Genomic DNA, 15530 nt, shown 5'->3' with positions numbered 1-15530 from the left:
CCACCCCGTGCGGACCCATGCCCGCCCCTTCTCATTCACGGCATGGGTCCACCATGCACCCGGACGATTCGCTCGTCCATACGCCTTGGTAGGTATCTGGAAGAAGCCGCTCCGGACCCTACCCCGCTGCCCGAAGCGGATGGAGCACGGACTCCCTCCTCGGGAGCACGACCAGGCGAGTCGCCGCGTTGGCGCGCACGCGCGATGCTTTAGTCATCTCGAGGAGCAGCGCTCCGCGCGTGGCCACCCACACCCCGTCCTGCTCCAACTCCAGAACTCCTGACACCACGAACAGGTTCGAGCCCGGTGACAGCGCCAGGGTTTCCCCCACTTGCAATTCGTGGTGTTCACCCTGGTGAATCAGCGCGAGCCGCTCCTTGCGCCCGAGGTGCCTGAACCGTGCCACGCCTCGCGCGAGGTCATCGAAGCGGCGCTCGGTGAACATCCGCCACAGGCCCTGCCTCAAATGGGCATTGGATTCCCACAAGGGCATCAACACCGAGCGACGGATGCGCACCAACACGGAGTGGGTGGCGACCTGGATGGAGGCGGAGCGCCGCTCGCCGGCGAGCATGGCCATTTCACCGAACAGCGAGCCGTGGCCCAGCTCGTCCACCACCTTCTCTCGCGCGCCGTCCTCCATCAGCACGTAGGCCGCGCCGCGCACGAGCAGGTACATCTCGTCGCTGGTATCACCCTTGTGGAAGACATATTGGCCCCCGGAGAGAGAAACGACCTCCGCGCGCAGGGCCAGCTTGAGCAGCGAGGCGTCGTCGAAGTGGGAGAAGAGCGCCGACTGGCGCAATCGCCGCGCCACGTCGGCTCGGAACAGCCGAGCCCCGAGCGACGTGCGTTGGGCCAGGGCAAGCATCGCCTGGAACGGCTGATGCACGGATCGCTTCCCCATGGAGCGCAGAACACCCAGCAGATTGGTCATGGTGAGAGGAACGAGCGTCACCAGGCCATGTCCCTCGGAGTAGCCGGGATTGGCCTCGATGAAGTAGCGCACCGGGAGCTTGTCGCAGCACCGCCAGTACTCCCGTTCCATCTCCGTCTCGCGCGTGCGCCAACCCACGTGCCGCACCAGGGGATTGGAGGACTCCACGCGCTCCAGGCCGAACTCCACGGCCAGCTCGTCCATGAAGCTCAACAACTCCCCGGGCGTCGTCGTCCCCCGCCGAGGCCACACCTCTCCGCAGTAGCTGGTGAACACCGAGTAGCTGGAGGGATGCACCAGCGAGCCGAGATAGAACATCCGCTGGCCCGGATTCCGTAGCAGGTAGCGCAAGATCATGTGCAGCCCGAATCGGACGTTGGCGTGCCCTCCTCGGAAGGCCCTCAGCAGGCCCGCTTCCATCCGAACAACGGCCGTGGGCCGACCCGCGAAGCGTTTCTCGAAGAGGTGCACCGCGCAGTAGCCCACGGTTCTGCCCGCCTCGTCGTGGTGCACCAGGATCCACGTGTGGGTGGCCTTCGACTCGACCACGTACCGGGCGAAGGACTCGCGCTCCACGCCATCGAAGATCCGCCTGTGCACGTCGTAGAGGTCCTCCGTGAGGCGTTCGCGCGCCTCGGGAGACAAGTGGGAAGGCACGACGAGAACGGAATTTGACACTCCTGGCATACATCCACTACTTAACAGGGCCATGATCTTCTGAGTAGGAGGCCTGGCACACGCCCCGACTCGTTTCGGCTACGAAGGATGGAGCAGCAATGAAAGAGGATGTCCTCCGAAAACCCTGCTCTTCATCCGGGTGAAAGGCACTCCCGGTCAACGAATGACAGACAACCCGTCCCAAGGCGCCCAGTGGGCCGGGTCGCGGCTCCATCTGACGCACCGCGGCCAGGGCTCTCGTGTCCGGGCCCGTTCATTGGAGTGCTAAGCTGTTTTTCTCCGATATGGACTGGTCGGTGAGCGCGACGGGAGGATTGTGGAGCGATCGGACGGCCAAGGTCCTGGCGTTCCTGATCGTCGGCTTCTTCGTTGGGGATGTGCTGCTGTTGGGCCGCTTCAATCCCTGGACGCTGGGATTTCGCGTTTTGTGGGCGCTGAGCATCCTGAGCTACTCGTTCGTCTCCGCCAGGAACTGGGCGGCCTGGGAACGTCGGCTCAGGGACTCGCACGTCGTGGTTGCCAGTGTTTCCGTCCTGGGGCTCGTCACGGCGACCGGCGGTATCCACAGCCCCTACTTCGTCCTGGTGACGGCCCTGCCACTCGCCTGTTGCTTGATGTACCGGCGGGGCAGGCGCGCCGCCATGCTGAGCGGAGCGACCGTCGCCGTGGGGGTCTTCGTGATGACGTGGTGGATGGAACATCACCTGCACAAGGCGATGCTCTACACGTCCATCACCCTGGCCATCACGATCTTCTCCATCCACCTCGCCAACCAGGTGCGGCTGACGCAGGGAGTGGAGCAGCAAGCACGGCTCGAGCGTGCCCGCCGGGAGTCGCTGGAAGCCCTCGCCGTCAGCGAGCACCGCCGCGCCCAGGCGGAAAAATTGGCGGCACTCGGACGTCTGGCCTCGGACGTGGCGCACGAGATCAACAATCCCCTGGCCTACGTGGGCTCCAATGTCGACTTCGTGCGCGACGCGCTGGAGACACCGGGCACGGCGTCCCAGGAGGAACTCACCGAGGTGCTCCTGCAGACGCGTGAGGGCCTGCGGCACATCCGGCAGATCGTCGCCGATCTGAGGGGCTTCGCGCGCATGGACATCCACGAGCCCACGGAGTGCACCCTGACGGGTGTGGTGGCGGATGCCCTGAAGCTGGCATCGCTCCGGCTCAAGCACGTGGCACGGCTGCGCGTGGACGTGCCCGAGAATCTGCCGGAGCTCTTCGTCGTGCGGCAACGGCTGGTGCAGGTGGTGCTCAACCTGCTGATCAACGCGGGCGACGCACTGGAGGAGCGGGGAACACGCGACGGAGAGATCCACGTGCGCGGCCTCGCCGAGAAGGGCCGGGTCCTGCTGCTCATCGAGGACAACGGACCCGGCTTCGCCCCGGACGTGTTGCCTCGGATCTTCGAGGCCTTCTTCACCACCAAGGGCCCCGACAAGGGCACCGGCCTGGGCCTGAGCCTGTCGCGCGAGCTGGTCACGCAGTTCGGCGGTGAGCTCTCCGCCAGCAATCGCCCGGAGGGGGGGGCCCGCCTGCGCCTCGAACTCCCCGCCCACCACGCTCCCCCGTGATCCACTGACATGTCCTGGTATCTTCTCCAGGCTACCCACCTGGAGGACGAACCCATGGATCCGAAGAAGACGGCAGTGGTGCTCATCGAGTATCAGAACGACTTCACTTCCGAGGGGGGCAACTTCCACTCCGCGGTGAAACCGGTCATGGAGCGCACGGGCATGCTCGCCAACACGGTGAAGACGGTGACCCAGGCGAGACAGCTCGGCGTCACCATCATCCACGCCCCCATCACCTTCACGCCGGACTACCACGAGCTCACCCCGGCCCCCTACGGCATCCTCAAGGGGGTCGTGGACACCCAATCCTTCCGCAAGGGGACGTGGGGCGCGGAGATCGTGGACGTGCTGAAGCCTCAGGACAAGGACATCGTGGTGGAGGGCAAGCGGGGCCTGTGCGGCTTCGCCAGCACCAACCTGGACTTCGTGCTGCGCAGCCGGGGCATCACCGACATCGCGCTCGGGGGCTTTCTCACCAACTGCTGCGTCGAGTCGACCATGCGCACGGGCTACGAGAAGGGCTACAACGTCATCACCCTGAAGGACTGCACGGCGACGCTCAGCGAGGAGGAGCAGCGCCTGGCGATCGAGAAGAACTACCCCATGTTCTCCCGGCCGATGAACCACGACGAGTTCCTGTCGAAACTCCACGGATAGGGCGTCCGGGAAGAGCTGGCGCTCGTCCTGTCTCTGGCCCAAGGACGGCCAGAATCAGCGCACCCGGGCGCGGAGTGAAACGCCGGGCAGGTCCGTCGCTATCCCACGAAGCACGCGCGTTTCCGACGCGCGTGAATCTCTCGTCCACACACGACTCGTGTTCTTATCGTTCATCGGGGACCCCCGGCACGAGGCATGGAGTGCACGAGGAGGATGGTGGAACGCCATGGGAGGCAGGTGCTTGATCGCCGACGCGGATCCATTGGTCCGCGCGGCCATCCGTCGGTTGCTCGAGGAGCGGGACTGGGAGGTCCTGGAAGCCCGAAACAGCCACGAGGCGCATGAGCACCTGCGGCGCGCGCCCCTGGACGCGGTGCTGCTCGATGACCGCCTGCCAGGTGTTTCCGTACTCGAACTGCTCCCGGAACTGCGAGAGCTCTACCCTCACACGCCCCTGATGGTACTCGCCGAGAACGCGTCCATCGACAGTGCCGTGCGGCTCATCAAGCTCGGCGCGGAGCAGTTCCTGCCCAAGCCGGTGGAACTGCCCGCGTTGTTGCGGATGGTGGAGCGCCTGTACGAGGCGCGGAGGACCCGGATCCAGCCGGAGGAGCTCGACCCCTTCCTGGGCACCAGTCCCCTCATCCGCACCCTGGAAGCCACCGCGCGGCGCGTGCTCGACAGCGACCGCTCCATCCTCATCCAAGGGGAAACCGGAACGGGGAAAGGAGTGCTCGCCTGTTGGCTGCACAGCAAGGGGCCTCGGGCGCATGAACCCCTGGTTCAACTCAACTGCGCGGGCCTGTCGCCCCAGTTCCTGGAGACGGAACTCTTCGGCCACGAACGAGGCGCCTTCACCAGCGCCGTCAGCCGCAAGCAGGGCCTGCTCGAGCGCGCCCACCGGGGCACCGTGTTCCTCGACGAGGTGGGGGACATGGATCCCCTCGTGCAACCCAAGCTCCTCAAGGTGCTGGAGGAGCGGCGCTTCCGGCGCCTGGGTGAAGTGGAGGAACGCTCGGTGGACATCCGGCTCGTCGCCGCCACGCACCAGGATCTCGTCGAGCGGGTGAGGACCCGGCAGTTCCGCGGCGACCTCTTCTTCCGCATCAGCACCCTGCCCTTGCGCATCCCCGCGCTGCGCGAGCGCCCCGAGGACATTTCCCTCCTGTCCCACACCTTGCTCGAACAGCTCTCCCGTGAGCTCGGACGCCCAGGACTCGGGCTGACCGCGCAGGCCGAGGCCGCCCTGCGCACCTACCCCTGGCCGGGCAACATGCGTGAGCTGCGCAACGTGCTGGAGCGCGCCGTGCTGCTGTCCTCCCACCCCACCCTGCGCGTGGAGGATCTGGAGTTCAACGGCTTCGCCATCGCGCGGATGCTCGCCGACCCGCACGAGGAGACTGGAAACGCACCGGAGCCGCACCTCACCCTGCGGGAAGTGGAACGACGCCACATCACCCAGGTGCTGGAGGCCGAGGGAGGCCACGTCGGCCGGGCCGCCCAGCGTCTAGGAATTCCAAGGAGTTCGCTGTATCAGAAGCTGAAGAACCTGGGCATCTCGTCCAAAGTCTAGAATCCAGACTTGAAATCTTGACCATTGAGAACGTCTCTCTTTCAAAGGATGAGGAGTTCCGCACACTTCTGAACAGATGTGTCCCTGGCGTGCGGATTGCTCTTGCATTTGGGACTCATGACTCCCGAGTTGGAGAAGGTTCACGCTGTCTTCCTCGCCGAGGCCGAGGAGCAACTCGCCACCCTGGAGCAGGACCTGCTCGCGCTCGAACGCTCGTTCGGTCCAGAGCCCCTGCAAGCCGTCTTCCGCACGGTCCACACCTTCAAGGGCGGAGCCGCGTCGATCGGTCTCACCGAAGCGGTGGAGCTGGCCCACACCCTGGAAGACCTGCTCACCCTGCTGGAGACGCGGGCCGTCGTGCTGCACGCCGGACTGGGTTCACTGCTGTTGCAGGCAGTGGACGCACTCCGGGAAAGGGTCGGGTTGACGCCCGCGAGCGACCCGTCCCTGAGTCTGCCAGCCACGGAAGTACACGGACTGCTGGCCAGCCTGGTCAAGGGCGCCCGTCCCGTGGATTCCGCCACCGGAGCATCGAGCCAGGAGCGCGCCGAGCCCGCCGTCGAGACCGCCGCGCCCCGTGAGCACACCCTGCGTGTGGCGCTGCACCGGCTGGACAAGATGCTGGACCTCACCGGGGAGATCGCCATCGCGCGCGGACGCCTGGCGACGATGCTCGCGCAGGCGCACCGCTATACGCCCCAGCAGCTGCTGGAGGCCCACCGGGAGGGCGACCGGCTCTACCTGGACCTGCAGGAACTGGTGATGAAGGTGCGGATGGTGCCCATCGGGCGTACCTTCCAGCCCTTCGCCCGCACGGTGCGGGACCTGAGTCTCAACATGGACAAGCAGGTGCGCTGGGAGGTGAGCGGCGAGGACGTGGAGGTGGACACCACCGTCGCCGAGCTCATCCGCGATCCGCTCACCCACCTGGTGCGCAACGCCGTGGACCACGGCCTGGAGACGCCCGAGGCGCGCATGGCGCGCGGGAAGGATCCCACCGGCACCCTGGCCATCCGGGCCTTCCATGAGGCGGGCAGCATCGTCATCCAGGTGGCCGATGATGGAGCGGGACTGAATCGCGAGCGCATCATCGCGCGCGCGAGGACCCTGGGGATGCTCGGGCCGGAGGAAAAGCCGGACGACGACGGGACCCTGCTGCGGCTCATCCTGGAACCGGGCTTCTCCACCGCCGAGCGCATCACCGAGCTGTCCGGCCGCGGGGTGGGCATGGACGTGGTGAAGCGCAACGTGGAACTGCTGCGCGGCACCGTCTGCGTGGAGAGCACGCCGGGACAGGGCACCACGTTCAGCCTCCGCCTGCCGCTCACCCTCTCCATCATCGAGGGATTCAGCGTCGCCGTGGGCTCCGAGACGTACGTCATCCCCCTGGAGAACGTGCTCGAGTGCGTGGAACTGCCCGTGGAGGAGTGCCACCCCGGCCGTACCGGCTTCGTCAACCTGCGGGGCTCCGCGCTCCCCTACGTCCGCTTGCGTGAGCACTTCGGTCTGGGGGGAAGCGCCCCCTCCCGGGAGAACCTCGTCGTCATCGGCAATGGGCGGGGCGTCGTGGGCCTCGCCGTGGACACGCTGCTCGGCCAGGGCCAGACGGTCATCAAACCCCTGGGCAAGTTCTGTCAGGGACTGCCCGGGCTCTCGGGCTCCACCCTGCTGGGTGATGGCCGGGTGGCCCTCATCCTCGATGTGCCCGCGCTCCTCCAGCAGGCCGTGAAGACGACGCCCTCCGCCGTCTTCCCGGCCTGAGCCTTCCTCCTTCATCCCCACACCTATGACCTGGTTCTACAACCTGAAGATCTCATCCAAGCTGCTCGTTTCCTTCCTCGGCTTGAGCATGCTCAACGTCCTGCTGGGGGCCTTCGCCATCCATCAACTGGGCAAGATGAACGAGGCGACCGATGTCGTGACCGACAACCGGATGCTCAGCATCGCCTTCGTCTCGGCCACGAACACGGACACCTCGGACTTCCTCATCTTCGAGCAGCAGCACCTGCTGTCGACCGATGCCGTGCGCATGGCCGATTACGAGCGGGGCATGCGGCGGGAACAGGAGTCGCTCGACGAGAACATCCACAAGTACGAAGCGCTCATCTCCTCCTCGGAGGAGCGGCGCATGTACGAGGAATTCAACAAGCTCTGGAAGGACTTCCTGGAGGAGCATGAGCGGCTTCTCGCCCTCTCGCGGACCAACCAGAAAGAGGAGGCGCGCACCCTCTCGAACAGCCGCGCGCAGGAGGCCTACCAGACCGCCAACGACAAGCTGGAGGAACTGGTGGCGTTCATCCAGAAGTCGTCGCGCAAGGCCTCGGATGACTCGGATGCCATCTACGATCTCGCACGCGCGTGGATCTTCTCCGTCGTGGGCTTCAGCGTCCTGGTGGGCCTGGTGCTCAGCATCCTCATCGCGCGGCTCATCTCCCGGCCCCTCACCGACGCGGTGCAGGTGGCGGATCGCATCGCCGAGGGAGACCTCACCGTGCGCATCTCCTCGGTGACGGAGGACGAGACGGGCCGGCTGCTGGCGGCCATGCAGCGCATGGTGCAGAAGCTCGCGCAGGTCATCAGCGAGGTGCGCGAGGGAGCCGGCACGCTCGCCTCCGCCTCGGCGCAGGTGTCCTCCTCGTCGCAGAGCCTGTCACAGGGCACCAGCGAGCAGGCCAGCAGCGTGGAGGAGACCACCTCCAGCCTCGAGCAGATGACGGCCACCATCACCCAGAACCGCGACCACAGCCGGCAGATGGAGCAGATGGCCGTGCAGGGCGCCCGGGACGCCGACGAGAGCGGCCGGGCCGTGAAGGAGACGGTGGAGGCCATGGGCTCCATCGCGGAGAAGATCTCCATCGTCGAGGAGATCGCCTACCAGACGAACCTGCTGGCGCTCAACGCGGCCATCGAGGCGGCACGCGCGGGAGCGCATGGCAAGGGCTTCGCGGTGGTGGCCACCGAGGTGCGCAAGCTGGCCGAGCGCAGCCAGACGGCGGCGCGGGAGATCTCCAGCCTGGCCTCCAACAGCGTGAAGGTGGCCTCGCGCTCGGGGCAGTTGCTCGTGGAGCTGGTGCCCTCCATCCGCAAGACGGCGGACTTGGTCCAGGAAGTGGTGGCCGCCTCCGCGGAGCAGGCCAGCGGCGTCACGCAGATGAACAAGGCCATGCTGCACGTGGACCAGGTGACCCAGCGCAACGCCTCGGCCTCCGAGGAGCTCGCCTCCACCGCGGAGGAACTGTCCGCCCAGGCGGAGGCGCTGCAGCAGTTGGTGTCCTTCTTCCGCGTCGGGGATGGCTCCGAGCGCGGCCCGCGGCCGATGATGCACCGCTACCCGGGAAGCTCGCCCGTGTCCGGCCTGAAGAACGTCGCGAATGGACTGGGCGCTGGAGCACCCCACCCGACCCGGGCCCCGGTCAGCCACCCCGACGAGGATCGCGAGTTCAAGCGCTTCCAGGTGTGATCATGAGCAACACGATCGAGGAATCGTCCGCCGCCACGCAGTACCTCAGCTTCATCCTCGCCGGGCAGGAGTACGCGCTCGGCATCCTGCGGGTGAAGGAGATCATCGAATACGACACCGTCACGCCCGTCCCCGGAGCGCCCGTGTGGGTCCGCGGGGTGTTCAACCTGCGCGGCAGCGTGGTGCCCGTGGTGGACCTGACCATCAAGCTGGGCCTGCCTCCGGCCACCCTCACGCGGCGCAGCTGCATCGTGGTGGTGGAAGTGCGGCTGGGCGGTGAGGAGATCGTCCTGGGACTGCTCGCCGATGCGATCGGCCAGGTCATCGACCTGGGGCCCGAGGACGTGGCCGCGCCCCCCGCCTTCGGCACCCCGGTGCACGCGGACTACCTGGTGGGCATGGGACGGGTGGCGGCGTCGCGGCACTTCGTCCTGTTGCTGGACATCGACAAGGTGCTCAGCACCCAGGAGATCGTCCTGGCCACGGCGGCGCCTCCGCCCGAGGTGCCCCAGAAGGGCATGCCTGGAGTGGAGACATGAAACAGGGGGGTGCGTTCATCGAGCCCCCGCCGCTGTCCGAGCGGGAGTTCACCGGCGTCCAACGGCTGCTCTACCGCGAGGCGGGCATCTGGCTGTCGCCGGCGAAGAAGGCCCTCGTGGTGGGCCGGCTGTCGCGCCGGTTGCGCGAGCTCAAGAGCCCCTCGTTCAGCGCCTACCTGCGGCGCGCGGAGACGGATGGCACGGAGCGGGTGCGGTTGCTGGACGCGCTGTGCACGCACGAGACGCACTTCTTCCGGGAGCCCCGTCACTTCGAGTTCCTGGAGCGCGAGGTGATACCCCGCTGGAGGGCCCAGGGCGAGACAGGCAATGGCGAGCCGCGGCGGGTCCGCGTGTGGAGCGCGGGGTGCTCGACGGGAGAGGAGCCCTTCTCGCTGGCCATGGTGCTGCGCCACCACCTGCCCGTCTCGGAGGGCTGGGGAATCGACATCCTGGCGACGGATCTCTCCACGCGCATTCTCGAGCAGGCCCGGCAGGCCCGCTTCCCCGTGGAGAAGGCGCACGAGATTCCCAAGCAATACCTCCGGACCTTCATGCTGCGGGGGGTGGGCAGTCAGGAAGCATGGATGAAGGCGGGCTCGGAGCTGCGCGAGCTGGTGCGCTTTCAGCGAGTGAACCTGAACGATGGGCACGGAGTCGTGGGGCGCTTCGATCTCATCTTCTGCCGCAACGTCCTCATCTACTTCGACCAGGCCTCGAGGGCCCAAGCCGTGGAACGATTGTTGAGCCACCTGTCGCCCTCGGGCCTGCTCTTTCTCGGACACTCCGAGAGCCTCGTGGGACTGGGCTCGCGCATGCGCGCGGTGATGCCCACCGTCTATACACAGCGCTCGTCCACGGGAGTGCCCGCTTCGCGCGGATGAGTCATGGCGTCAAGGCTGCGGGTACTCGTGGTGGATGGCTCGGCGGTGACACGCCAGGGCTTGATGGCGCTGCTCGCGGGCGAACCGGGCGTGGAGGTCATCGTCGCGTCGACTCCCGCCATCGCCCGGCAAAAATTGAAGAAGCACCGGCCGGATGTGCTCCTGCTCGGTCTGGATGCGTCCCGCATGGGGGGGCTGACCTTCCTGGGCCAACTGACGCGGCAGGAGGAGCCCACTCCGGTGGTCGTCGTCTGCTCGGACTCGGAGGCGTCCCTGCGCGCGCGGCACGCGGGAGCGGCGGAGGTCATCACCCGCCCCGTCCTGGGTGAGGGGCTTCTCGCGATGGAGTCGCGCTCCGAAGTGGTGGAGGCCCTGCGAAGAGCCGCGGGGACGCGGCGGACCGCCCTGGTTCGCGAACCGGAACAAGCGCCGCCCCGGCTGATCGTTCCGCCGCCGCTGGTGATACCACCCCAGCCCCAGCTGGTCGCTCCGCCGTCGCTGGTGATGGCGGAACGGGTGGTGGCGGTGGGCGCCTCCACCGGAGGGACCGAGGCCCTGCGGGAGTTCCTCGAGCCCATGCCCCCGGACTGCCCGGGGATCGTCATCGTGCAGCACATGCCCGAGGCGTTCACCGGGCCCTTCGCGCGGCGGCTGGATTCGCTGTGCCGCATCGAGGTGCGGGAGGCGAAACAGGGCGACCGGGTGACGCGCGGAAGGGCGTTGATCGCCCCCGGCAACCGGCACCTGCGAGTGCGGCGCGGCGGTGGGCACTACCAGGTGGACCTGATGGATAGCGACCGGGTGTCGGGACACAGGCCGAGCGTGGACGTGTTGTTCCTCTCGGTGGCCAAGGTGGTGGGCGCGGACGCGGTGGGCGTACTGCTCACGGGGATGGGCGAGGATGGGGCGGAGGGGCTATTGGCGATGAAGCGCGCGGGCGCGGTGACCTTCGCGCAGGACGAGGCGAGCTGCGTGGTGTTCGGCATGCCGCGCGTGGCCATCGCCCTGGGCGCCGTCGACGAGGTGCTCCCCCTCTCCGCCATTGGAGAGGCCGTGCGGCGCCGGGCCCAGGGCTACCGCCGGGTGAGCTGACGGCCCCCCGGATACCGCCCACTTGCACAAATACAGACACACGGCCCTTCGCGAAGGGCCTTCCCCCCAGGGAGAACAACAACACCGGCTTCCCCGCTGTATCCATGAAAACAGCTCTGGCACGTTTACGGCTTTTATGTTTTACGGCCAGTCCTGATTTCGGGGACGTAAACCCAGACAGCGCTCGCGCTCGGGAAACCACGTCCTCCTTACGAGGGGAATGATCATGGCCAGCAAGACCGCGTCCCGCTGCTTGTCGCTGTTGGGTGTTCTGGGTGGACTGAGTGGATGCACCGTCGATGAGGTGAAGTCCGTCGAGCCGGTCGATCAGATCCAGCGCGAGGCCATCGTGTCGAGCATCTCGGAGGGCGACTACGTCATCCGCTCGGCCCAGAACAACAAGTGCGTCGACATCGCCGCCTCCGGCACCGCCGACGGCACCAAGGTGCAGCTGTGGGACTGCAATGGCACCAACGCCCAGAAGTTCGCCATCTCCCCCACCTCCGACGGCTACTGGAAGATCATCAACGTCAACAGCGGCAAGGGCTTCGACATCAAGGAAGTCAGCTACGCCCAGAACGCCGAGCTCCACCAGTGGTCCTACGTCGGCGGGGCCAACCAGCAGTTCAAGTTCGTGAACCGCGGTAACAACAACTTCAGCATCCACGCGCGTCACACGGACATGGTCATCGACCTGCTCTGGGGCTCGGCGGACAATGGCACGGGCTTCGTGCAGTACCCCTACACGGGCACCGCCAACCAGCTCTACACCCTGGACAAGGTCTCCGGCGGCGGCACCACGCCTCCCCCCTCGGGCAACGGCATCGCCGGCATCCTGAGCGAGTCCACCTTCAACGCGATGTTCCCCGGCCGCAACGGCTTCTACTCCTACTCGGCCCTGGTCGCCGCGGCCAACACCTTCTCCGGCTTCGCCACCACGGGCGACACCGACACCCGCAAGCGCGAGGTGGCCGCCTTCCTGGCCAACATCGCCCACGAGACGGGCAACCTCGTCTACATCGAGGAAATCGCCAAGAGCACCATGTGCGACACCAGCTGGGGCCCCCCGGGCTGCGGCTGCGCCGCCGGCAAGATGTACTACGGCCGTGGCCCCATCCAGCTGTCGTGGAACGGCAACTACTGCGCCGCGGGCAACGCGCTGGGCGTGGACCTCAAGAACAACCCCGACCTGGTCGCGCGCGACGCCACCATCTCCTGGCGCACGGGCTTCTGGTTCTGGATGACGCAGACGGGCGCGGGCTCCATGACGGCCCACAACGCCATCGTCAACGGCGCGGGCTTCGGTGAGACCATCCGCACCATCAACGGCGCCCTGGAGTGCGGTGGCCGCAACCCCGCCCAGGTGCAGAGCCGCGTGAACAACTACACCCGCTTCTGCAGCCTGCTGGGCGTCAGCCCCGGCGCCAACACCGGCTGCTGAGCCCTCCCGCCTCCCAAGGCGGCCCACACGGCGCGGCGATTCCGAGGGCTTTCCCTCGGGGTATGCCGCGCCGCGTCGTTTCCCGTGCTACACGGACGCCATGATCGTGCGTCCTCGATTGCACTGGCTTCGCATGTTGTTCGTCTGGCGCGGCTCGGTCCTGCCACGCATCCTGGCGCGACTCGGGTTCTTCTTCGGCCTGGCATGTGCCGTCGTGGCCCTCTACGAGACCCTGGGCCCGCTCCCGTTCCGCCTTGAGCCCGCCCCACTCGCTCTGCTCGGCGTGACCCTGGCCATCTTCCTCGGGTTCAGGAACAGCACCAGCTACGAGCGTTTCTGGGAAGGCCGCAAGCTCTGGGGCTCGCTGCTGATCGTCTCGCGCTCGTTCATGCGACAGGCCCTCACGCTGCCCACGCCCGCGCCGGAGCGTGAAGAACGGCTGGCCCTGTGTGGTCTCCTCCGTGCGCTCGCCGTCACCTTGAATCACCAATTGCGGGGAACCCCACTCAATGCCGGGGTACTGCCCGCCGCGGTGTGGGAGCGGGTACGGGACGCCCACTACAAACCCGCGAGGATCGTCCAACTGCTCGCGGAATGGCTCACGGAGCAGCGGCGGCGAGGACGCCTGGGTGACATGTTGGCCGCCTCGCTCGACGACAACCTCAACCGCCTCTCCGAGATCATCGGGGGCTGCGAGCGCATCGCCTCGACCCCCATTCCGTACGTGTACGGAGTGATGCTGCACCGGACGGTCTACCTCTACAGCTTGCTACTGCCGTTCGCGCTGGCGGGAAGTCTGGGATGGACCACGCCGCTCATCACCGTCTTCATCTCGTACACGTTCATCGCGCTCGATGCCGTGACCGAGGAGCTCGAGGACCCCTTCGGAACCGAGCCCAATGATCTGCCACTCGACGCGATGACACGCACCATCGAACGCGCGGTGCTCGAACTCGCCGGAGAGCCAGTGCCTCCGGCGCTGATTCCAGGTGACGACTGCGTCCTGACGTAGCGGACGCTCCCGCTACACGGAGGCCACGTTCAGCTTGCGGGGCAACATGCTGCCCTGCTGCTGGTAGCGCACATGCCAGGAGAAGGCCTCCTCCAGCACGTGCGGCGTGTGTCCCCCGCGCTTCAGGGCGGCGCGGTAGTAGTCCCCGGCGAGCTCTCGATAGCTCGGGTGGACACAATTGCGCAGGACACATTCCGCGCGCTCCCGAGGTGCCAGTCCCCGGAGATCCGCCAGACCCATTTCCGTCACGAGCACGTCCACGTCATGCTCGTTGTGGTCCACGTGCGACACCATGGGGACCACGCTGGAGATGTTGCCGCCCTTGGCCAGCGACTTGGTGACGAAGATGGCCAGGTGCGCGTTGCGCGCGAAGTCACCCGAGCCGCCAATCCCATTCATCATCTGCGTGCCATTGACGTGAGTGGAATTGACGTTGCCATAGAGGTCGCATTCCAACGCGGTGTTGATGCCAATGACGCCCAGCCGCCGGATGACCTCCGGATGGTTGCTGATCTCCTGCGGACGCAAGAGCAGGCGGCTCTTGTACTTGCCAATGTTCGGGAACACCTGGCCGCCCGCCTTCGCGCTCAAGGTGATGGATGACCCCGAGGCGAAATCCAGCTTGCCCGCGTCGAACAGCTCGAAGGTACTGTCCTGCAACACCTCGCTGTACATCTTGAGTCCATGAAAGGGACTGTCGATGAGCCCGTGCAGCACCGCGTTGGCGATGGTGCCAATGCCCGCCTGGAGCGGCTGCAGGGTATTGCCCAACCGGCCCTTCTTCACCTCATGGCCCAGGAACTCGATGAGGTGGCCCGCGATGGCACTCGTCTCCTCGTCCGGCGGCTGGAGACTGGCCGCGCTGTCCTGCTTGCGGGTGACGACGATGGCCGCGATCTTCGCGGGATCGATGGGGATGGAGGGCAGGCCCACCCGGCTCTCCGGCGTCACCACCGGAATGGGCTCGCGGAAGGGCCGGCGCGTGGGGATGTAGATGTCATGCAACCCCTCCAGCTCGAGCGGCTGGCTGAGGTTGATCTCCACGATGACCCGCTCGCCCAGGATGCCGAAGGTGGCCGAGTTGCCCACCGACGTGGTGGGGATGATGCTCCCATCCTCGGTGATGGCCACGGCCTCGATGATGGCCATGTCCACCGGCCCCATCTGCCTCGAGCGCAGCAACTCCACCGTCTCGGACAGGTGCTGATCGACGAACATCACCTCGCCGCGGTTGATGGCCTGACGCAGCACGGGATCCGACTGGAAGGGCAAGCGCCGCTCCAGCAGTCCCGCCTCCGTGAGGATCTTGTCCACGTCATTGCCCAGGGACGCGCCGGTCATCAGATTGATCTTCAGTCGCTCGTGGGCGGCACGCTCGGCCAGTGCCAGGGGGACCGCCTTGGCGTCCCCAGCACGGGTGAACCCACTCATGCCAACGGTCATGCCGTCCTTGATATGCAGGGCGGCTTCCTCGGCGCTGACCACCTTCCCCCAGAGCGACTTCAAACGGATGCGATCGCGGTACACGGACTCTCCTTGATGGAGTGCGGAACACTCCAGGAGCGACGATAGATCCGGCCCACCCGTGGGGTGACCAGGGGAACACGCCCTTCCCCGCTCGGGACGGAAGTGGGACTGGTCGTGGCTAGAAGAAGCCCATGCGGAGGCGGCATCCACCGGGGA

At 66.7% G+C, this 15530-nt stretch carries 12 protein-coding genes; 10 read left to right on the top strand and 2 right to left on the bottom strand.

Annotated elements, in window-relative coordinates:
* Positions 1-118: 118 nt before the first annotated feature.
* Positions 119-1624: a cyclic nucleotide-binding domain-containing protein gene (locus MEBOL_RS32250; RefSeq protein ID WP_095981036.1), complete on the bottom strand. Its 1506-nt coding sequence runs from the start codon at positions 1622-1624 to the stop codon at positions 119-121.
* Positions 1625-1911: 287 nt separating this feature from the next.
* Here MEBOL_RS32250 and MEBOL_RS32245 point away from each other — a divergent pair, with 287 nt between their 5' ends.
* The 10 genes from MEBOL_RS32245 to MEBOL_RS32200 all read left to right on the top strand — a co-directional run bounded on the left by MEBOL_RS32245 (position 1912) and on the right by MEBOL_RS32200 (position 13847).
* Positions 1912-3192: a sensor histidine kinase gene (locus MEBOL_RS32245; protein WP_170115636.1), complete on the top strand. Its 1281-nt coding sequence runs from the start codon at positions 1912-1914 to the stop codon at positions 3190-3192.
* Positions 3193-3246: 54 nt separating this feature from the next.
* Entirely contained in the window at positions 3247-3849 is a 603-nt protein-coding gene (locus tag MEBOL_RS32240; protein ID WP_095981034.1) for a cysteine hydrolase family protein, read from the top strand.
* 226 nt (positions 3850-4075) lie between these two features.
* Positions 4076-5422 carry a sigma-54-dependent transcriptional regulator gene (locus MEBOL_RS32235; protein ID WP_095981033.1) on the top strand — a complete coding sequence of 449 codons (1347 nt, stop codon included), beginning with the start codon at positions 4076-4078 and terminating at the stop codon, positions 5420-5422.
* A 117-nt stretch (positions 5423-5539) separates the two neighbouring features.
* Positions 5540-7183: a chemotaxis protein CheA gene (locus MEBOL_RS32230; protein WP_095983130.1), complete on the top strand. Its 1644-nt coding sequence runs from the start codon at positions 5540-5542 to the stop codon at positions 7181-7183.
* Between the two features lie 25 nt (positions 7184-7208).
* On the top strand, positions 7209-8882 hold the full coding sequence (locus MEBOL_RS32225) for a methyl-accepting chemotaxis protein (RefSeq protein WP_095981032.1): 1674 nt from the start codon (positions 7209-7211) through the stop codon (positions 8880-8882).
* A 2-nt stretch (positions 8883-8884) separates the two neighbouring features.
* Complete coding sequence (locus tag MEBOL_RS32220) at positions 8885-9421, top strand: chemotaxis protein CheW (RefSeq protein WP_095981031.1); 537 nt, start codon at positions 8885-8887, stop codon at positions 9419-9421.
* Positions 9418-10302: a CheR family methyltransferase gene (locus MEBOL_RS32215; RefSeq protein ID WP_095981030.1), complete on the top strand. Its 885-nt coding sequence runs from the start codon at positions 9418-9420 to the stop codon at positions 10300-10302. The genes MEBOL_RS32220 and MEBOL_RS32215 overlap by 4 nt, the downstream gene beginning before the upstream one ends.
* 3 nt (positions 10303-10305) lie before the next feature.
* Positions 10306-11394, top strand: coding sequence for a protein-glutamate methylesterase/protein-glutamine glutaminase (locus tag MEBOL_RS32210; protein ID WP_095981029.1), 1089 nt, complete (start codon positions 10306-10308; stop codon positions 11392-11394).
* Between the two features lie 226 nt (positions 11395-11620).
* Positions 11621-12835: a glycoside hydrolase family 19 protein gene (locus tag MEBOL_RS32205; protein WP_095983129.1), complete on the top strand. Its 1215-nt coding sequence runs from the start codon at positions 11621-11623 to the stop codon at positions 12833-12835.
* A 100-nt stretch (positions 12836-12935) separates the two neighbouring features.
* Positions 12936-13847 carry a bestrophin family protein gene (locus MEBOL_RS32200; protein ID WP_095981028.1) on the top strand — a complete coding sequence of 304 codons (912 nt, stop codon included), beginning with the start codon at positions 12936-12938 and terminating at the stop codon, positions 13845-13847.
* Positions 13848-13859: 12 nt separating this feature from the next.
* On the opposite strand, the gene scpC is transcribed toward MEBOL_RS32200, so the two are convergent.
* A complete protein-coding gene (gene scpC, locus MEBOL_RS32195) occupies positions 13860-15374 on the bottom strand; it encodes a succinyl-CoA:acetate CoA-transferase ScpC (RefSeq protein ID WP_095981027.1) in 1515 nt (504 codons plus the stop codon).
* Positions 15375-15530 lie beyond the last annotated feature (156 nt).

Origin of the sequence: Melittangium boletus DSM 14713, from assembly GCF_002305855.1 — a bacterium.
Lineage (GTDB): Bacteria > Myxococcota > Myxococcia > Myxococcales > Myxococcaceae > Cystobacter > Cystobacter boletus.
This window is presented reverse-complemented; position numbering and strand designations above follow the sequence as displayed.